This window comes from uncultured Litoreibacter sp. (genome assembly GCF_947487515.1).
In the GTDB taxonomy this organism is placed as follows: Bacteria; Pseudomonadota; Alphaproteobacteria; order Rhodobacterales; family Rhodobacteraceae; genus Litoreibacter.
This window is the reverse complement of sequence record NZ_CANKWO010000003.1, coordinates 594633-614937: the sequence shown is the minus strand read 5'-3', so window position 1 is coordinate 614937 and position 20305 is coordinate 594633. Positions and strand designations below refer to the sequence as shown.

The window sequence follows — 20305 nt, the reverse complement described above, 5'->3', positions numbered from 1 at the left end:
ACGCTTCAACATAGGCGACACCAAGGGCTTGAACAGTGAATTCAGAAAGCAAGTGAAGGCGTTCGTATATCCCTCAATCATCGTCGCGGGCGCGAAAGGATAGGCACATTCACCAGTTCCGCAGTTCTTACCGCGAGGTGCCACGACTGCTTGTTTTCTGCCCAAGTTGTTTTTCGTTGCCTTGTAGCCTGTTGAAAGCAGCCATTGCGCAAATCGCGTCCAAGGTCAGTTTTGTCCGCACTCCCGACCCTCGTCAGGTAAGTAATCAATGTCTGCATTGCCTTCGTTTTTTCGATTTCTATTATGGACGTCGATGCTCGCATTCCGGAGTGGCAATGGGAAACGCAAACATTTTCCACCTGCTGCGCCCAGAGTGCTTGCTTTGATTTTCTCTGCGCATAAATCGATCAGAGATCCGCAGGAGAAACCACTTTGCCAGCTTTATTCATCGCTTTTGATCCTCTGCCGCGCGAGACAGCGACATCGTACATGTCACGGTTGGCCTCGGCAAACGGGATCGATGCCGCGACGCTCGGACGTGAGACAGGGGTAATCTTTAGCGATGTAATCAATGGTGACAGCGCCGCGTTGGCAGGCCTGGCTGCGCTCGGAGCGACTGACGTGGAACAGCTCACCGCTTGGTCTTACCTTCATCAAGACAGCCGACACTCCCTGTTCAGGGGTGAAACGTTTCTCGGAAAGACCGTGAAAAACCCGGGGGTGCGCGGTTGCACGGCCTGCTTACAACAAGATGAGGCCCGTCACGGTGCAATGTATTTGCGCGGTCATTGGTCAATCCCCCACGTCAGTGCTTGCGTTGAGCACGGCTTGCCGATCGTGCAGCTCTGGAGAGAACCCGGTATCTACCCTCGCTATGATTGCGCCAAACATCTCGAAAGTATCAAAGAGAGCGTATTGCGGGGAGACTTGGATCCTAAGCCCAGACCGGTCACTGATTTCGATACGTGGCTGGACAACCGCCTTGCTGACGGGGCCAGTGACAACTGGCTCGATCAGTTCCCGCTACATGCAGCGGCGACATTCTGTCATTTGCTTGGTCATGCATTGTTGCGCAATCACACGACAGCGCCGTCGCGTGTGCGTCGTGACGATCGCTGGCTTGTTTATGAGCTTGGTTTCAGAGTTGCTTCGCAAGGTGAGCCGGCCATTCGCGAGGCTCTCCGTGACCTCCAAGAATTACCAGGCGGCCCGAGTGACGGTCCCAAAAAGCTCTTTCCACTTCTCTATGAACGGCTTTCCCGAGAACACCTGCATGATCCTGAATACGAAGAATTTCGCTGTATCTTGCGCGAACATCTTCTCGAAACATGGCCGCTTGGACCGGGAGATGAACTCTTTGGCGAGCCTATCACAAAACGACGCCTGCACTCAGTAAAGACTGCCGCCAGATTAACAGGCATCGATGCGCGCCGAATTCGAAAAATGATCGAAGCTGAAGGTCTGTTGAGTGAAGCGATGCGCCGACGTCCTGATGCTTGGGCCTTGTTTGACGCGGCCAAGGCCCAGCACTTTCTTTCAGAAGCAAAGACACTTCTTGATGATAAGGCATTTCAAGAGGCCATGTGTATGTCACGGTCGCAGTTCGACCTCCTTGTTGCTGACGAGCTTATGGTTCCTGCGGTCACTGATGCGAACGTAAAAGCAATTTGGGATCCTATGGCCGGGGCAAACTTGATCGACCAACTCCTCAAAGGTGCTGTCCTACTTCGGCAAGCACAGCACAGTTGGTGCCATATCGGCAAAGCTGCAGCTCGGTTGAAGATCGGCCCGGGCATCTTAGCAAGGGCGATTATCGACGGACGTCTCACAAGCGTAGGAAATCACGCAGATTTCGACGGCTATGCTGCGGTCTATGTCGATTTCCAAGCCGTGCAGGCTCTTTTTGATAACGATGGCCCGAGGGCGATGTCACTCGAACGGTTTGCAAAATCGGTCGGTATCAACCAACCAAGTCGCCTCAAACGCCTCATTAAGAATAAGCATACGACGGCGACAAGAATGCAGAACCCAAAGACGAGAGCTCAACAAGACTACATCACAGACGAAGATGCCGCGAATTTTCATGAAAGGTATTTTACTCCAAGGACCATGTCCCTCCACTTTGAGCAGAGCTGGCAAAAGATTTCAGCGCAGATGCGGCATCGATCAATCCGCGCTTTTTCTCCAGATGGAGAAGACTACGGGAACATTTATTTGCGTTCAGACGTACCGGCTGAACTGTGATCCAAAGTTCCCGGCAGGAAAGAACTTTGGATTTTAACTTGCAAGCGTCGGTTTGACGTCATCGGTCACCAGGCAAGAAAGCACTCACGGCCCATTGCGGACATTGGCCGGTGATCTGGAATGCTGCAGTGCGGCCCGTCGAACCAGCCATTCGCGGCGACCGCAAAATCCCAGCGTAGGCGAACTAGCAGTCTGCGGACAAACCGCCATTTCGCTGCGGCCGCACCGATGTCTGGTCTGCGCGCTCAGAGCGCTATTGTCATTGGCTCAAGTCAGCAAAGCGGGATTTCAATAGGGCCTCTTCGAATTCGCCCTCAGCAGTACTGTCGTAAACGACACCACCGCCAACATTCATCTGAACAGTTTTATCTTGGCGGCACTGCAACGTACGGATGGCCACGTTTAATTCCATTGCGCCGTCAGGCGCAATCCAACCAATAGAGCCACAGTAGGCCTCACGCGGTTGTGTTTCGATGTCTCGAATGATCTGCATGGCCCTCAACTTAGGCGCTCCGGTGATCGAACCGCAAGGAAACAACGCCTCAAACAGATCTTTGAAAGAGATGCCTTGGCACATTTGAGAAGTGATACAGGACGTCATCTGATGCAATGTTGCGAACCGTTCTACGGCGAACAACTTTGGAACCGCGACGCTGCCAATCTCTGATACACGGCTCATGTCGTTGCGCAACAGATCAACGATCATCAGGTTTTCGGCGCGGTTTTTCTCAGAGGCCTGCAACTCGTCTCGCAGAGCATCGTCAATAGCTACGGTTTTCCCACGCGCGGCAGTGCCTTTCATCGGGCGAGTTGTCAGCTTGCTGTCTTCTGAAAGCGAAAAGAATAGTTCAGGAGACCTTGACAACAAGGCAGTGCCACCCAAGTCAACCAATGCCCCATGAGGTACGGGCTGGCGGTCCTTCAGTTGGGCATATAGCTGCGCGACACTCCCAGTAAAACGGGAAGTAAGAGGGAAGGTAAGGTTGGCCTGATAAATGTCGCCTGCTGAGATGTAATCATGAACCGTCTGAAAAGCCTTTGCATAGCGCGCAAAATCCCAAAGTGGTTGCATCGGGCACAATGTGGCTTGCGTGTCATTTGGCACTGGCTGGGGAGATATCGGTGCGTCAAAGACGCCAAAATGGAGCAGCGGCATGTCTCGTACGGGAGGCAATAGGGGTGCCAACTTTGACGAAGTCAGATACCCAAATTCGTAAGAAATATACCCGGCTAACCAATGACCGTCGGAATGCGCTTGCTGCATGGCATTGAACGCACCCTCCGCCTCGGCCGGCGTATCTGCCCTAATCTGCGCAACTGGTGCGGAGAATTCCGTGCCGCCCGCGACCGGACCGCTGTCAAAGATCACCTTGGCATTCGTCACTAACGTCAAAAGTCCGCAGCTATCCGCATTTCGCGCAAGGGCCGCACAACATCAATCGCCTGCTGGTAAATTGGATGCGCTTTATAGGCCTGCAATGCGGCATCATCGACGAACTCGGAATAGACGACCACATCCACTTCACCTGAGAGTTCATCAACACGACTGTTTTGGACTACCTCAAACACCGAAGCATGTGGAATGTTCTTTAGCAAGGAGAGGCCACCAACAATGCGCGCGACGTCATTTTCGTCTGCCGCACTGAAGAAGACCACATGCCGGATGAAAGCTCTGTCAGACAAGGCGAAACCTGCGTTCAATTTACTACTGAATTTCACAAATCACTTGCCGCAGTGAGTGCAAGTTGCAAGAGCCTCAGTTTTGACGCGTTGGCGGTTCCGCTCAACAAGGTGTCATCAATTCGAGCCGACGACATTACCTAATCATAAATAGAGTATCTTAACTGGGATGCGCGAACACAAATCCTAACCGGCAGATGTTGGCCTGCCGTTGTTTAGCATGTATTGGACACCAAAATGAGTTGGAAATGCGCTAAATGCTAGACTTGCCACATGTTCGATCCGCTCTTTCAGAGCATTACGACCTGACCCCGTCACCTGAGGTTGCCGAGGCGATGGCCGACACCTATGCCAGAATGGCACGCGTCGTGACCCCGCCGGACTGGGCAATCTATGCGCCTTATGTAAAAGCGATCAATGCGCTCAAAAAAGAACGTAACGCAGTCATCTTGGGGCACAACTATATGACGCCTGAGATCTTTCATGGCGTGTCGGATTACGTGGGCGACAGTCTTCAGATTGCAATGAAAGCCCAAGAGGTAGACGCGGAGGTGATCGTTCAGGCTGGTGTCCATTTTATGGCCGAGACGACGAAAATCCTGTGTCCTGAAAAGACCGTGTTGATGCCCGATATGGAAGCCGGGTGTTCGCTTGCTGAAAGCATCACTGCGGGTGGTATCGACGAAATGCGTGCCAAATATCCCGGTGCGCCGGTCGTGACCTATGTGAATACAACAGCCGAGGTGAAAGCAGCGTCTGACATTTGTTGTACGTCCTCAAATGCCCTGCAAATCGTGAACGCGATGGAGAGCGACACAGTCATCATGACGCCGGATCAATTTCTGGCGCAGAACGTCGCCAACCAAAGCCACAAGAATGTGGTCTACTGGCCCGGCTCCTGCATCGTGCACGAACAATATACCGCCAAGGACCTGCGCGACTTTCGCGAATGGAATCCCGGTACGCGTCTGATCGCACACCCTGAATGCCCCCCAGACGTTGTGGAAGAGGCGGACTTTTCCGGTTCCACCAGTGGCATCATCAAATATGTCACGGATGAGAAGCCTCAAAAGGCGATGCTGATTACGGAATGTTCGATGGCATCCAATATTGCTGATGAACTGCCAGAGGTCGATTTCGTCGGCCCCTGCAACATGTGCCCTTACATGAAGAAAATTTCGCTCGAAAAGATCCTTTGGGTGCTTCACACGGGCGAAAATGAGGTTCTTGTCGATCCTGAGGTGGGCGCAAAAGCCCGCGCATCGGTGCAGGCGATGATTGATATGTCGCGCAAGCTGGGTCTTTGATCCAAATGAAAACTATTCAAACCGACCGGGTCGTCATTGTTGGCGCAGGCCTTGGGGGGCTTTATGCAGCCCTGCGACTTGCGCCGCGTCCCGTTGTGATGATCTCACCTGCAAGTTTGGGCGAGGGAGCCAGCTCTGCTTGGGCCCAAGGCGGGGTCGCGGCTGCGATGAACTCCGCAGATAGCGCACAAAGCCATGCCGCAGATACCGTCAAAGCGGGTGATGGAACCGTTGATCCAGAGGTTGCCAGCCTTGTCACCCAAGAAGCCCGTTCTCACATTCTTCATCTGACGGCGCTCGGCACGCCCTTTGATCGGACAGAGACCGGTGATTATGTCATGTCACGCGAGGCGGCCCACAGTTTTGCGCGGGTGGTGCGCGTCAAGGGTGATCAAGCGGGCGCCGAGATCATGGCCGCCCTGATCGAACGCGTTCGCGCGACCCGATCCATTCAAGTGTTAGACGGCACGATGGCGCTTGAGCTTGAGGTATCAGACGGACGCGTCACTGGCGTTGCGGTGCAATCGGCCGATGCCCTTTGCTCTGCACCTGTGATGCTGCGTGGCAGCGCTGTCTTGTTGGCAGGTGGCGGGTCTGGCGGGCTCTATGCCCAGACGACCAACCCACCGCGCATCCGTGGTCAGGTCATCGGATTAGCCGCGCGTGCAGGTGCCCTTATTGCGGATGCGGAATTCGTGCAGTTTCATCCGACAGCCATGGATGTCGGCGAAGACCCCGCTCCTCTGGCCACAGAAGCCCTGCGAGGCGAAGGTGCGATCCTGACAAACGACCGTGGCGAACGGTTCATGCAGGCTTTGCATCCTGATGCAGAACTTGCGCCACGCGACATCGTGGCCCGTGCGATTTTTGCGCAAACCCAAGCGGGGCGGCGTCCGGTGCTTGATACGCGCGATGTGCTAGGGCAGGCGATCAAGACCCAATATCCAGCCGTAGCGGATGCCTGCGCCCGCAATGCAATCGACCCTGCAATTACACCCATTCCTGTCGCTGCAGCCGCGCATTACCACATGGGCGGGATCGCAACTGACATTGATGGACGCGCGTCATTGGGCCATCTTTGGGTTTGTGGCGAAGCATCATCGACCGGTCTACATGGCGCCAATCGACTGGCGTCGAACGGGCTGCTCGAAGCGTTAGTATTCGCACGCATCTGTGCTGATGACATCGCAAAATACGTTCCTGAGACAAACGCGTCCGCCATCGATATTTCACTCGAAAGCGGTGGCATACCGCCCGATCCAAATGCCGTGACGGAGCTGCGTCAAACGATGACCGATCATGTTGGTGTTGTTCGCGACGCTGATGGCCTGAAATCTGCTCTGTGCAAGCTGGCAGCGCTCGAAACCGCCCACAAATCCAGTGTGTCGTTCCTAAATATGACGGCGACGGCCACATTGATCGCAGTATCCGCCCTCAGCCGCAAAGAAAGTCGCGGGGCGCATGCCCGTTCTGACTTCCCCGACACCTTGCCCGGTCCGGGCCAAAGATCACTGCTGACGCTGAAAGAGGCCTTGGCGATAAGGTCCAAAATTTGCGAGAAAACATCATGAGTTTTTCCAACGTTCCTGACTTGATCCTAGAGCCCATGATTCGCAATGCGCTGGCGGAAGATTTGGGCACCTATGGCGATGTGACCACCCGCGCTGTGATCCCTGCCGACACAACATACACGGCGCGCCTGAACGCCCGCGCTGATGCGATTGTGTCGGGCATGCAAGTCGCGCGGATGGCGTTTCAGCTTGTTGATCCCACGCTCGCCATCACAACACGTGTTGCGGATGGTCAACCTTGCAAGGCTGGTGAAACGCTTATGACGATTGAAGGCAGTGCTGCCTCTATCTTGTCTGCGGAAAGGGTGGCCCTGAATTTTGCGGGTCGTTTGACGGGCATCGCGACCAAGACGGCCTCATTCGTAGCCAAGACCGCGGGCACCAATGCCCGCGTGACCTGCACCCGTAAAACAACGCCCGGCTTGCGCTTGGTGGAAAAGTTGGCGGTTCTGCATGGCGGTGGATTTAATCACCGGTATTCGCTGTCCGATGCGATCCTGATCAAAGACAACCACATCGCGGCGGCCGGTGGCGTGCGGCAAGTTCTGGATGCCGCCATGGCGTATGCGAGCCATATGATGGTCGTCGAGATAGAGGTCGATCGGCTGGATCAATTGGCCGAAGTTTTGGATGTTGGCGGAGCTTCAGTTGTTCTGTTGGACAACATGAGCAACGACATGCTGCGCGATGCGGTCACGCTGGTGAATGGGCGTATGAAAACAGAAGCGAGTGGGAATGTGACCCTCGATCGGGTTGAGTCGATTGTCGCAACTGGCGTTGATTACATTTCGTCCGGCGGGTTGACCCATTCGGCGGCAACGGTCGATCTGGGTTTGGATTTTTGACGCCTTTTTGCGAGGCTTTACGATTAATCGAAAGCAGTCATTGCAGCACACCGCAGCATCGGTGACTCTGGGCTCGTTCCTGCCGTTAGCCGCATCGCCGCAATCCTACTAAACGATCTCGGTTTGACCAACAAGTCGGCCCTTTGCGGACATTGGCCGGTGATCTGGAATGCTGCAGTGCGGCCCGTCGAACCAGCCATTCGCGGCGACCGCAAAATCCCAGCGTAGGCGAACTAGCAGTCTGCGGGACGGAGCCGCCTTTTGCAGCCGCGGTCGATGCCCGCGCAGAAAACCTTCGCATGTGCAGCATCTCACTTTCGGCACTGCAGTAGAATCCACCATAGCGGCCATTCAGCGGGATCAAAACCGGGTAGTTCCAAACTATCCATTCACTGCACGTGGGTTTGGTGAACAATTCGAGGCCCGCGAAGTGAGACCGTCGAAATGCCTGTTACAAATATGCAATCTTGCAACGTGAAACAGGCTGCCAATATGTGCAAAATTGTGGGGGTGCGAATGCGAGTTGCTCTCCGTGGACTTCACAAATCAATGGTAGGTGTCTTCTGAGTAAGAACTTGGCTGCAAGACTTACTCAAGATCACTGGCTTCGCCATAAATGACAATATGCCCGTCATCTAGTATCTTCGAAGGCTTATATTTTGGATCTAGTTTAAACTGCTCCAAGCTTCCAATTTCAGGCATCCCTGCACCAATGTACCCATAAAAACCACCATACCTCCGCACAGTCTTTGCAAGGCTATCTGGTGTCTTCCCGAAGTAGGGTATCCCAAAAACAAGTAGCCCATCCCCCGTCACGCCAGCGAAGTAGTGATCCCCTTTTCTATCCTTGAAGTAGAGTGGGTATTCATGCCCAAGTTGGCCTTCCAAAAACTCGATTAAGTCTCTCAAGCTATCAAAAGACCGTTGCACCCCACCAAACCAAGGAAACTCATAATAGTTGGTGTTAGGGATAAGTTGGTTGTCCTGAACGAACGTCATGACTTCCCCAACAGGCCTATCTGAAACGAAATAAAACAGTGCATCTGCATCCATCTTATCGAGTCCTCGCCAGACCAGCACTCACGAATTTTCCGATATCGCGTAGCTCATAATAGTAAAACTCCTGGCCGTTAAGTGTGGCCCTAAACTCAGTCATTCTGGCAGGAGGACCTGCCGGATACCCTCGGACAGCATATGGCTTCATAACAATACGAACTGTGTGAGCATTGTTTCGCACGCGGCCAACCGCCGTGTTAAAGAGGTCTTGAAGCTCCTCCGCCTGCGTTGCTCTCCACGGTGGCAGACCAAACTCAGCTCCATGTCGGCATATAACTATGCTGAAAAGCCATTTTCATCTTTGCAGACATTTGCGACCAAGGCACGGCATGACCAATACCCAAGAAACCGTTCATAATACCGGCTTCATTATCGGCTTGAGCCGCTAGTGAAGAACGTCTCAGATCAGTCTTTTTGACGACGTCCGTTGGCATCCGCCGACGACCTATTGAGGCGAGCCGCCTAGCCTGGGTACGTGTCAGTCTCATCAACCCATAAGATGCGTTTCGGGCTAAGGCTACCAACCCCGCCCTGAATGCAAACACTAAGCTTGCAATACTAGCCGCAAGCTCCGCACGCATCAGTCTGTCTGATAAAACACGATATCCTACATCATCATACGTCGCAAAATCGATATATCCGATACGATACAGCTCATCCCAAACGTCGGCGTCGATTTTGTCGGGATCAAGGGTGCAAAAGTAATCTAAAACCGGATCTGCATCCTGACCAATATAATTGCTGTCAGTCTGACAATAATCTAAGCCACGCTGTGCGAGATTACGCGCGTTTTCCGCACGTTCTCTAATCACCCGAGCCAGCCCAGGTCGCGCTGTTGCGTTGTCGAGCACAGCGGGCGTCAGATCTTCCGCGAAGATTACTTCGGCGGGTAATCCTTCATAATGCTGAATGAGCGCCGCTGCGTTTTGGCTCGGCACCGTTCGGTCACGATATCCACTAATGCCGATGCGGGCATAATCTGATTCCCATCCATTCTCGACAATGTCGGCCTTAACCTCGAGATAAAACCACTCATCCCGCTCGATGCTGACGGCTATTTCTTCAAGCTTGTCAGCCCAATCGTTAAGTTCCTCATATTTCGGACAGCACGTGCAAGGGCAGACCTGACAGATTTCTTCATGTTGCCCCATTAAGCACTCTCTTTCATAAGATCTTTTACATCAAACTCGAGTTCCGCAATGAGCCGCGCAGGCGTGTGACCAGCGCTGATGGTTCTACAAAAGGGATCCGTCCCAAAGGATACTTCCCCCATCTCTTCACACATCTTAACAAACCGCTTCAAGTGAGATGGTTTTTTCAGGCCTATTGCATGAGCTTGCTCAACAGCAGCCGTAACTTTATGCAAGCACTCCTTAGCTGATACACCACTAAAGTCGCTCCACTTCCCCTCCTCACCTTGAAGCAGAGATGCTATTTTCCTGTTCCCTAAATTGCGGCTAAATTGCTTCAACAGCCGAAAATCTCCATCACCAAACCTAGAAGGCTTCGTATTAACTGTGAGACTGTGTGCAGTGATGCCAACTATGCATCCTAAAAATGGATCAACAATAACAATCGAATTACCCTTAAAAAATGAGCCGTTTACAACGCCACACTGGGAATCCCCCTCTGCAAGGGTTTGAAACAGTATTGGTTCCCAAAACCTGAAGTAAAACCACTTTCCTTGCTCGTCCTGTACCCTCGTGAATTTTCTAAAGTGCCCCCACATCTCGTCCAATGTACCGCGAGAGCGCAGGTAAATCCCTGGTTCATCATCCCACAGATGCCACCCAGCACCCGACCGGGTGAACAGGTTTCGAGTGAGGTTGTTACTTTCCTCCAGACGCACAATCCACGGAGCCACGTCTTTCAGCTCTTCATATGCACCGCCCTGGAACAGGCAGCGATGCTCAAGCCCTGACGCGATCAACAATTCAGGCAAGCCTGGAATCTTGGCTGCATCTAATATCGCATAAGTTTGGAGCAGAGGCACCTTTACAAGATCGCCCCCTACTTGCTCTAGTTCAAACTGTGTTGGATCTACTTGGCCAAACAGCGGCTCATGCACGCCCTCCGGTACTGACTTAGGAGTGTCCACACTAAACTGGGCGCCCAGCGGCTCAATGCCTTGGATAATCTCGATGTTCAGATGAGGTTTGGATAGCGTTTCAGGCGCGGTAGACTGTTCCGTCCAATAGTCATCAATACGATTGTCTGCGTTCACGTTTGGCAGCCTAAAAATATTTATTAAATCTAATGCTGCGATAGTATTCAAACTAGTGAGCTGTGCAAGACCTGAACTCGCGTTGCTGTCGATCGGCGTTTAAAACAGTTCAATTTCTTGTGAAACACTGTGAATTCTACGCGGCTGATTTTGACAAGGCCATCAGTATTTTGGGAGACTCTTCTCGAAAGTAGCGATTGGCCCTATTGTGACGAAAGGTTGCAGAACCCCGCGACTTGATCCTTGGCTGTCATATCTTCTCTGCGATTTGCGTGAATGGCCGGTTTTTCGGCCGCAATGCAGCGTTTGAAATTACGCAATTGTGGCAATTTTCGTGCTGCGAACGCATGCAGCCCGAAAATTCGAATTCACAGTCTGGGCTCGTTCCTGCCGTTAGCCGCATCGCCGCAATCCTACTAAACGATCTCGGTTTGACCAACAAGTCGGCCCTTTCCTGCCGTTGGCCAACTGGTGGAGATGCTGCGCTCGCATCCCGCATTGCGGACATTGGACAGGATCGACAAGTCGCGCGCATTAAGAACACCAATGCAAAAAATTCTTATTGCACGTTAGACTTCCTGCGTAACGTGTTGGTACCGTCGCAGTTACGGTTCACAACAGACAAATTGCTACCAATAATGCTTTTAAGGAGTAACTCGTGTCGACAGAGGCCTTATTCGGTCGAACAATCCAGCTTTTCCTCGTAGACGGAAAGCCAACCGGGCTGCGAAAAGCGACGATCCATGGTTGGACAGGTTTGCTTTTTGTAAGCGGGGCTTCAGCTTTCGGCGATCTGACCGCTCGTGAAGAGGTCGATCGGACCGGCATCTACATACTATCCGGTCCTGATCCAGAAAAGGCCGGTGCATCCCGCGCCTATATTGGCTCTGGGAACTCTGTGGCTGAGAGGATCAAGCAAAGCGCGATCAAAAGAGATTTCTGGGAAACAGCCATCACCATCACCACAAGTGACGACGACCTATCCAAAGGGCACGCGGAATACCTTGAGGCGCGGCTCATAGAGCAAGCCGCCCAAGCAGGCCGCGTCACGTTGGACAATGGCACTCAGCCGGACACAAGCAGACGACGACTGCCAGAGGCCGACATCGCCAATATGGAGCAGTTTCTATCAAACCTGCGCATCATCCTGCCCGTGATTGGCCTGGATTTGCTCAAACCACAACCGCGCGCGGTGACACAGACAGCGAAGCCGGTCGACGAGCGAACAGAAGGTGATGTGCAGTTCGAGATCCGCCACAAGAGCGGCGTCAAAGCGACCGCTGTCGAAGAAGATGGCGAATTTGTTGTGCTGGAAGGGTCCGAGGCGCTCACCGAGACCGGCTATGTCCAACAAAGCTACGGCGGCTTGAAGGAAAAGCTCGTCACAGACGGTGTCCTGGTCGCGGACGCGGGCCAAAAACTCAGGTTCACGAAACCTTGGTCCTTCAATAGTCCTTCAGCCGCCGCAGCCGTCATCTTAGACCGAAACAGCAACGGCCGCCTGGAGTGGAAGGTCAAAGGATCGAAGCAGACCTACCATGACTGGCAACAAGCTGAAGCGAACCGCCCCTCCTAGGCAGCGTCAACGCTTTCGCTAGACTTGCCCGCCGACCCCTTTGAACTTTTCGACAAAGGCCGAAATCTTCTCGAAGACAGTCGTCTTCTTAGTCCGAAACTGCGGATTTAGTGGGCTCATTTTGGGAAGTATGGCATTTAGGTCGGCACCGTTTTCACTTGCAAATTCGCGTTTTATGGAAGCCGAAATATAACGCTTTGCGGCGTCAGAATTTAGATCTTCTGACTTGATAAGCTCCTCGACTTCCTTGCGTTGCTCCGCTTGGGCAAATGAAAAAAATGCGTCGATCACACCAGCCTTGTCATCAATCTGATCGAGATCAGTCCGGTTGATGAAGTCCACTATCAGACTCTCTTTTGCCCGATTGCCAAGACTGCCGCGAATGACACGCCGGGCATCTTCAATCAGATCTCCCTTGCTCTTCACCTTCTTGTTCTTGTCGAAGATCAACTCGAGGATGTAGTCGAGGTTGATCTCTTGCGATTTCAGAAGGTCGACCTCGAAAACGACGTCATCCCAGTCGATAGTGTTCTGTTCTTGCTCAGCAGACGACTTTTCTCGACGTAGCCAATCGCGAATATCATTGTACGACGATCTATAATCTTGAATCGCCCTCTCTGAGGGTAGGTCTATTGCCTCCAAGTCACGAAGGTCTTCATCGTTCAAGTAGTGCTTTTGCTTAAACTCTTCGACGGCATCAGCGTCTTTTGGGTCTAGGCCCTGATAGGCCTTCAATGCTGAGAATTCATCGTAGTTCCGAAGCACATTTTCGACTCTCAGATACTCACCAAAGAGCCTTGCAAACTCCTTCTTGTCTTCTTCTTTGACTATTTCGTCCGGATTGGGAAAGCGTTCGGTTAGCTCCTTCACAACATCAATGAACCCGCGTCGCGCCGCACCGGTTTCCTGATCAACGAAACCATTCATGTACTCGTCGTAGCTCTTTTCCAGCACAACGTTCTTTGTGTTCTTGTCACCGAACAACGTGATCGCATCAACTGTCGCTTGTTCAAGGTCCCTGAAAGCTACGATATTGCCGAATGTCTTCGTTGCATCGTAGATCCGGTTGGTCCTGGAGAACGCCTGCATCAAGCCATGGTACCGGAGGTTTTTGTCAACAAACAAGGTATTGAGCGTCGGAGCATCAAAGCCGGTAAGGAACATGCCGACGACAATTAGCAGGTCGATATCCTTCGAGCGAACCCGGCTGGCAAGGTCGCGGTAGTAGTTCTGAAAACCACTGCTATCGACACTGAAATTCGTCTTGAAAAAAGCATTATAGTCTTCGACTGCGGCGCTCAAAAATTCCTTCGCACTGCTATTCATCGCTGACACATCAAAGCTCTCGTCCTGAATGTCCCCGATCGCGTCTTGCTCTTCGTTGGCCGCAAACGAGAAGATCGTCGCGATCTTCAGCGGCTTTTCACTGTCTGCCTGCAGAGCGTTTAGGGTTTCGTAGTAGAGCTTGGCCGCATCCACACTGCTGACGGCGAACATAGCGTTGAAGCCACTGCTTCCCGCATGCATCCGGTGGGTTTTCTGACGGAAATTGTTCAGTATGTACTGCGAAACTTCTCGAATACGTTCTTGATGAAGCAGCGCTTGCTTGTTCTCAGCTGCGCTGAGCTTTCTTTCGTCTTGCTCTGTTTCAATGGCTTTAAACCGGGGACGTACATCGTTGTAGTCGACCTTGAATTTCAGAACCTTTTCGTCGCGAATGGCGTCAGTGATCACATAGGAATGCAACTCACGTCCAAACACGCTGGCGGTCGTTTCAGCCCCAAGTGCATTCTCAGGAAAGATCGGCGTTCCGGTGAAGCCAAACTGATAAAATCGCTTGAACTTCTTTTTCAGGTTCTTCTGCGCCTCGCCAAACTGACTGCGGTGGCACTCGTCGAAAATGAAGACCACCTGCTGATCGTACACCGGCAGATCACCTTCTGATTTCATTAGATTATTCAGCTTCTGGATCGTCGTGACGATGATTTTGTTATCGTCTTTACCCAAGTTGCGCTTCAACCCGGCGGTACTGTCAGAGCCGTTGACACTGTCAGGGGAAAATCGCTGGTATTCCTTCATGGTCTGGTAATCGAGATCCTTACGGTCCACGACGAAGAAAACCTTGTCGATAAATCCCAGCTCAGTCGCTAACCGCGCAGCCTTGAAACTCGTTAGGGTCTTGCCAGAGCCAGTGGTGTGCCAGATGAAGCCACCACCCTCTGGCTTTCTCCAGTTTTTGGCCTCAAATGAACTCTTGATCTTCCATAGAATGCGTTCTGTCGCAGCAATCTGGTAGGGGCGCATGACCAGCAATGTGTCGCTGACGTCGAAGACCGAATACTGCAGCAAAACGTTCAGCAGTGTGCGCTTCTGAAGGAAAGTAGCTGTGAAGTCCTTAAGATCTTTGATCAGTTCATTGTCAGACTTCGCCCAGTTCATGGTGAAATCGAAGCTGTTCTTGTTACGCTTGGTCGTGTTGGCGAAATACCGAGTGTCGGTGCCGTTCGAAATCACGAAGAGCTGCAGGAACTTGAACAGGGAATTTTCGCTGTTGAAGCTCTCTTTGCTATACCGGTGGATCTGATTGAACGCCTCCCGGATCGCCACGCCGCGCCTTTTCAACTCGATTTGTACCAAGGGCAAACCATTGACCAAGATCGTCACGTCATAACGGTTGGCGTGCGTACCGGCTTGCTCGAACTGCTTGATCACCTGCAGTTTGTTACGTGCCTTGTTCTTTTTGTCGACGAGGTAGATGTTCTGGATGCGCCCGTCGTCAAAGACGAAATCATGGATGTAGTCGTCGTGGATCTTGCGGGTTTTGTCGACGAGGTTGTCGCTGGGTTTGTCTAGGTAAGTCTCGGCAAAACGTTTCCATTCTTCATTCGAAAACTTGACGTTGTTCAGTTCTTCTAATTGCACCCGAACGTTAGCGAGCATGGCCTCTTGGGTCGTGAGTGCAGGCATAAACTCATAGCCCTGATTGACCAGGTCCTGAACCAACTCACGTTCCAGATCATCTTCGCTCTGGTACCGATCGGCGGCGTCCCACTCTTTGGTGTACTTATCGAGGACGATGAAATTCTTCGTTTCCGCGATGGTTTTCGTCTGCTCAACCATTTTGTTCGTCCTGCTTCAAAGCCACTCGATACCGCTCAGGGAACTCATATTTGTTGTTGGCAGTAGCACCCAGAAGGAACCCAAGAACTCGCTTATCATCTTTAGAGAGCTCTGACTGCTCATCACCCGCGTGTTTCGAGTGGCTCGAGATGTCGACGATGCGCTTCAAATAGGCATCGCTGGTCCCGTCAGCAGTTTTGGGTAGTAGGTCTGACCAATCTTCATATCCCAGAAAAGTCGACGTCTTTTCCAAAATGTTTCTCAGGAAGTTGTAGTGGTATTTTTCAAACGCATCGCGTTCCGATGCGGACTTAAGCTTCTCAATCAGATGCAGGTGGTAAGAAAACGGGCTGTCAGTTTTCAAGGGATCCAGTGAGTACGTTCCGTCTTCATTGTGGGACAGTCGATACTTGAGGCCATTTTTCAGCGAATTGAAAAGAACGTTAAAAAATAGTGGGTTGTGGGTCGTAATGATGAATTTGGGGCCGTCCTGCGGTGCAGACTTGATCAGCGTCGCCAGGGTCTGCGCCAGCTCAATGAGATGGTTGTCGTCAAGTGAGCTCACAGGGTCGTCAATGAAAACATACTCGAGCTTGTCGAACTGGTTGGTGCTTCGATCATCGGCCTCGGGAACACTTAGAACCGAGACCACTTCTTCCATCAGCGTGTAGAAAATGCTCCAGATGAAGTTGCTTTCCTCGCCTTTTGAAATCTTGATGCCCGTCGTGGCTTCGTCGTCGCCGGTCGCGATGGAGAATGAGACAGAAGGATAGGTCTTCTCTCCGGCCTTCTGGCTATCCTTTTCCATGAAGACGGGGGTCAGATTCTTGTTCGTGTAGTGCTGAAAATTCGCAATGACATCGTTGCCCTTGCCTTGCTCACCAAGGATCCAGTCGGTGAAGGTGTTTGGCTGGATCATCAGCTTGGGCTCACCATCGCCCAGCAGATCATTGTCCCAGTAGAACAAGTCTTCGGTGAACGCGTTGTAATACAGCACCTTTTCGCGAGAGGGTTCGCCTTCTTCACCTTCTTCGGGCCTGGGAGCGATCAGATCCTTCATCGCGCGGGACAAGCGGGTCTTGCCGGTGCCGTTGAATGCATAGATCAGCTGCACCTTTTTGTCAGCATCTCGCAGCTGCTGTGCGATCTGTTCGAGGGTCTGGCTCATTTACGCGGCCTCCTCGGGTTTGGGGAAGCTCAATAGCAGGTCGCGGTAGTATTCATATTGCTGCTTGCGCAACTTGATCTCACGCGGCAGGCCCTCATTGAGCGAGGTGGTCAACGTGTCGAACTTGTCGAGGATGTTGACGACGCGCTCTTGTTCCTCGGGTGAAGGGACAGGGATCAGGATCTTGGCCAGGCTGTCGGCGTTGACGCGTCTGACTTTTGCACCGGTAATGTGAACCCGTTTTTGTTTTTGAAACTGCTCCGTTTGGAAGAAGTAGGCGACAAATTTGGGGTTTAACTTGTGCGAGTAAAAGCATGCGTCGCTGCTGACTGCGATTTCCTCATCGCCAAGCCAAGCGACTGCCTTGCAGACGTCTTCATCGTTCTCGCTCGTTGTCGCAATCACCAAATCGCCGGGCTTTGCCATGCGGGCTTTCTTTGCAAATTCTTCTGATACAAAGCTTTTGGTGTCGTGGGCATAGGTTCCGTAATGGGTGTAAATCTGACCGTAGTGAATGCAGCCCACTCCAGACTCTGCGAAGTCTTTCTTTTGAAGGCCGCCGCCGCGCGTAAAGGATCCCACCCGCTCGTCACCCATCGGCAAATGCTCAACGTCTTGGCCCTCATAGTCTAGCAATTGCTCTCGATAGTGGTTGTATTGCTGCTTACGGGCCTTAAGCTCGGCTGTCAGATCGGCTGTCAGCTCGGCTGTCAGCTCGGTGAAGCTATCCAAAATCCGAACAATCTCCGCTTGGATCGCAAGCGACTTTTCTGGGTCCTCAGGGCATGGTATTGGAACCTCGAGGGCTTTGACAATCCCCGCGTTTATGTTGGTCTGTGAGCCTGTTCCAAGTGACTTTATGTACTCATACTTGCTTCGCAAGAAATGAAAAACATAACGATAATCAGCAACCTCTGGATCAAGCTGAATATTTGCACACGCTTGGTTGGTCGTCATTGGGACCTTGTTGATTCCGATTTTTCCAACTGTGGCACCGTACATGGCAACGATGACGCAATTTTTCGGAATCCAGTTTGCGCTGGAATTCCTTAAACCTTCGTCGGTGATCTTGACCCCGGTATCCCAAATATTGCCAAAGTTGACTTCTTGCGTCCGAAGCCACGGAATGTCGCCATCGTAGTAAGATCGGACGCTCGTTTTAGGAGTGCCGCCAGAGGAGATTTTCTTTGAGATGGCAACCAGAGATTTCCATTCCACCGAGGCCCCATCCAGCAGCTTTTCCAGAAACCCCTGTGCGCTCATGCCTCGATCTCCGCAACGATCGCGTCGATGTCCGCACGCAGCTGGTCGATTCTGGCGACAGTGGTTCTAAGATCGGCATTCAGCTTGGAAATTTCGACGACCTCACGGGTGTCCTTGGGTTCAACATAGGCACTGACCGACAGGTTATAGTCCTTCTCGACAATCGTATCGTAGGGGACGGTTTCAGCTACATGAGGCACGTTCTCCTTGTTGTCGAACATCCTCATGATCTCGGCAATGTGCCGGTCATCCATGATGTTGATGTTAACACCTTTGCGGAAGAACTCTTCCCCCGTTGCATCGATGAACTGAACGGCCGTGTCGGTTTTGTTTTTGGCCAGCACCAGAATGTTCACTGCAATGGTCGTTCCGAAAAACAGGTTGGGCGCGAGAGCAATCACCGATTCTACATAGTTGTTGTCGACCAGATACTTGCGGATCTTCTGCTCCGCCCCGCCACGATAGAAAATACCAGGAAAGCAAACGATCGCGGCACGCCCCTTGGCCGACAGATAATGCAGCGCATGCAGGACAAAGGCAAAATCCGCCTTCGACTTTGGGGCCAGCACGCCTGCGGGGGCGAAACGCTCATCGTTGATTAGGGTTGGATCGTCTGAACCCTTCCAGTTCACCGAATAAGGCGGGTTCGACACGATGGCATCAAAAGGCTTGTCATCGCCAAAGTGCGGCTCCATCAACGTGTTGCCGTGTTGAATGTTGAACTTGTCGTAGTTGATGTTGTGCAGGAACATGTTCATGCGGGCGAGGTTGTAGGTGGTGTAGTTGATTTCCTGCCCGAAGAAGCCGTCTTCGATGATGTGTTTGTCGAACTCATCCTTGGCCTGCAAAAGCAGCGACCCAGACCCTGCCGCCGGATCGTAGATCTTGTTGACGCTGGTTTGGTTGTGCATGGCCAGTTTGGCGATGAGTTTTGATACGTGGGTTGGCGTGAAGAACTCGCCGCCTGACTTGCCCGCGTTGGCGGCGTAGTTTGAGATCAGAAACTCATAGGCGTCGCCAAAGAGGTCGCCCTCGTTTTCGTCGAATTTCAACGGCAGGCCTGCGACACCTTTGAGGACTTCTGTCAGACGCTCGTTCTTTTGCTTAACCGTGTTGCCAAGGCGGTTGCTGGTGGTGTCGAAGTCAGCAAAGAGGCCAATGATGTCGTCTTCGGACGGGTAGCCACTCGCTGAAGCCTCGATCGCCGAAAAGACTTCTGCCAAGTCGGTGTTCAGGCTGTCGTTTTTGCTCGCGGTCTTGGCCACATTTTGAAAGAGCTGACTGGGATAAATAAAGTATCCCTTTGTCTTGATCGCATCGACTTTGACGTCATCGGGGATGTCAACGTCTGACATACCAGCATAATCGACGCTGTCGTCACCACCTTCGATGTAGTTTGTGAAGTTCTCGCTGATGAAGCGATAGAACAACGCGCCCAAGACGAACTGCTTGAAGTCCCAGCCATCAACCGCGCCTCGCACTCTATTTGCGATATGCCAGATTTCGCGGCGCAATGCCTCTGCCTGTTGTTGACCAGTCATTTCTGCTCCCCTTCTTGTTTTTGTTCCTGCTCGGCAATCCAGCGGTCGATCTCGCTTTTCCGAAACCGCCATGCACTTCCCACCTTGAAACCGGGAACCTTCCCCTCAGATGCGAACCGATACGCCGTTTTCTCAGCGATTTTGAGATACTCAGCGAGCTCTTTCACGGTCAAAATATCTTCGTTGGGCATTTCAAAAATGTCCTCTCTGAGGGATATGAGTTGAAACTAGGGGACGTAGATTGAACCAACAAGCGCCATTCACGCTCGCTGCCAATTATCACCACTTTCAAGACCACTATTCGGCAGACAAAACGTTCGAAGCGCCTCCTCGGTTAGCAGCAAACGTCTTCCTCATGCCGCCACCAAAATGGATCGTGCCTTCGAAGCGAAGGCCCCCACCGTCCGGAGAAAGGACCAAACGGGCTGCTCGGCATTGAAGTTCCGCTTTTGCGTTATCTCAAGGTTCTCGCTGCAAAGCGGCGAATGCACACTTTCCGCCCCTCAACCTTGACTATCTGTACCCTCATTTATGTTGGTATGGTCTAGCGCGCGTCGTATTGATTCAAACTGCTCGTGCGACATCAGCACAAAGCGCGGTTTTCCATACCAGGTGTGCGTGACAGGTTCACATTGAGCAGCCTGTAGGATCGCCATCGTGCTGCGCCTCAATTGGGTCGTTGAGAAGCTCTTCATATCTTGGCCTCACTG

General features: G+C 52.3%; 15 protein-coding genes. 5 read left to right on the top strand and 10 right to left on the bottom strand.

Features of this window, described 5'->3' with window-relative positions; genetic code table 11:
• Positions 1-432 precede the first annotated feature (432 nt).
• Positions 433-2244 (top strand): TniQ family protein, encoded by a 1812-nt coding sequence (locus Q0746_RS12955; RefSeq protein ID WP_298260905.1) that lies wholly within the window; start codon positions 433-435, stop codon positions 2242-2244.
• Between the two features lie 259 nt (positions 2245-2503).
• Here Q0746_RS12955 and Q0746_RS12950 read toward each other — a convergent pair whose 3' ends face one another.
• Entirely contained in the window at positions 2504-3628 is a 1125-nt protein-coding gene (locus tag Q0746_RS12950; RefSeq protein WP_298260904.1) for an aminodeoxychorismate synthase component I, read from the bottom strand.
• 5 nt (positions 3629-3633) lie between these two features.
• Complete coding sequence (locus Q0746_RS12945; protein WP_298260902.1) at positions 3634-3927, bottom strand: Dabb family protein; 294 nt, start codon at positions 3925-3927, stop codon at positions 3634-3636.
• A 254-nt stretch (positions 3928-4181) separates the two neighbouring features.
• Between Q0746_RS12945 and nadA the strand changes: the two genes are divergently transcribed.
• The 3 genes from nadA to nadC are packed head-to-tail and all read left to right on the top strand — an operon-like array spanning position 4182 to position 7647.
• Complete coding sequence (gene nadA, locus Q0746_RS12940; RefSeq protein WP_298260900.1) at positions 4182-5231, top strand: quinolinate synthase NadA; 1050 nt, start codon at positions 4182-4184, stop codon at positions 5229-5231.
• Positions 5232-5236: 5 nt separating this feature from the next.
• Positions 5237-6802, top strand: coding sequence for an L-aspartate oxidase (locus Q0746_RS12935; protein ID WP_298260898.1), 1566 nt, complete (start codon positions 5237-5239; stop codon positions 6800-6802).
• The gene (gene nadC, locus Q0746_RS12930) at positions 6799-7647 is read left to right on the top strand and encodes a carboxylating nicotinate-nucleotide diphosphorylase (protein ID WP_298260896.1); all 849 of its coding nucleotides are present in this window, start codon (positions 6799-6801) and stop codon (positions 7645-7647) included. The genes Q0746_RS12935 and nadC overlap by 4 nt, the downstream gene beginning before the upstream one ends.
• A 588-nt stretch (positions 7648-8235) precedes the next feature.
• Here the strand turns inward: nadC and Q0746_RS12925 are convergent.
• The 3 genes from Q0746_RS12925 to Q0746_RS12915 all read right to left on the bottom strand — a co-directional run bounded on the left by Q0746_RS12925 (position 8236) and on the right by Q0746_RS12915 (position 10978).
• On the bottom strand, positions 8236-8700 hold the full coding sequence (locus Q0746_RS12925) for a hypothetical protein (RefSeq protein WP_298260894.1): 465 nt from the start codon (positions 8698-8700) through the stop codon (positions 8236-8238).
• A gap of 257 nt (positions 8701-8957) precedes the next feature.
• Positions 8958-9854 carry a hypothetical protein gene (locus Q0746_RS12920; protein ID WP_298260892.1) on the bottom strand — a complete coding sequence of 299 codons (897 nt, stop codon included), beginning with the start codon at positions 9852-9854 and terminating at the stop codon, positions 8958-8960.
• A complete protein-coding gene (locus Q0746_RS12915; protein WP_298260890.1) occupies positions 9854-10978 on the bottom strand; it encodes a DUF4123 domain-containing protein in 1125 nt (374 codons plus the stop codon). Before Q0746_RS12915 ends, Q0746_RS12920 begins: the two co-directional genes overlap by 1 nt.
• A gap of 607 nt (positions 10979-11585) precedes the next feature.
• Here Q0746_RS12915 and Q0746_RS12910 point away from each other — a divergent pair.
• Positions 11586-12503, top strand: a complete 918-nt coding sequence (locus Q0746_RS12910) for a GIY-YIG nuclease family protein (protein WP_298260888.1) — start codon at positions 11586-11588, stop codon at positions 12501-12503.
• 18 nt (positions 12504-12521) lie between these two features.
• On the opposite strand, the gene Q0746_RS12905 is transcribed toward Q0746_RS12910, so the two are convergent.
• From Q0746_RS12905 to Q0746_RS12885, 5 genes are read right to left on the bottom strand one after another with little or no spacing between them, the layout of a single operon-like run.
• Positions 12522-15623 carry a type I restriction endonuclease subunit R gene (locus Q0746_RS12905; protein ID WP_298260886.1) on the bottom strand — a complete coding sequence of 1034 codons (3102 nt, stop codon included), beginning with the start codon at positions 15621-15623 and terminating at the stop codon, positions 12522-12524.
• Entirely contained in the window at positions 15616-16791 is a 1176-nt protein-coding gene (locus Q0746_RS12900) for an AAA family ATPase (RefSeq protein ID WP_298260884.1), read from the bottom strand. The genes Q0746_RS12905 and Q0746_RS12900 overlap by 8 nt, the downstream gene beginning before the upstream one ends.
• Positions 16792-18054 (bottom strand): restriction endonuclease subunit S, encoded by a 1263-nt coding sequence (locus Q0746_RS12895; RefSeq protein WP_298260882.1) that lies wholly within the window; start codon positions 18052-18054, stop codon positions 16792-16794.
• Positions 18051-19595: a type I restriction-modification system subunit M gene (locus Q0746_RS12890; protein ID WP_298260880.1), complete on the bottom strand. Its 1545-nt coding sequence runs from the start codon at positions 19593-19595 to the stop codon at positions 18051-18053. Before Q0746_RS12890 ends, Q0746_RS12895 begins: the two co-directional genes overlap by 4 nt.
• A complete protein-coding gene (locus Q0746_RS12885) occupies positions 19592-19786 on the bottom strand; it encodes a helix-turn-helix domain-containing protein (RefSeq protein ID WP_058239057.1) in 195 nt (64 codons plus the stop codon). The genes Q0746_RS12890 and Q0746_RS12885 overlap by 4 nt, the downstream gene beginning before the upstream one ends.
• Positions 19787-20305 lie beyond the last annotated feature (519 nt).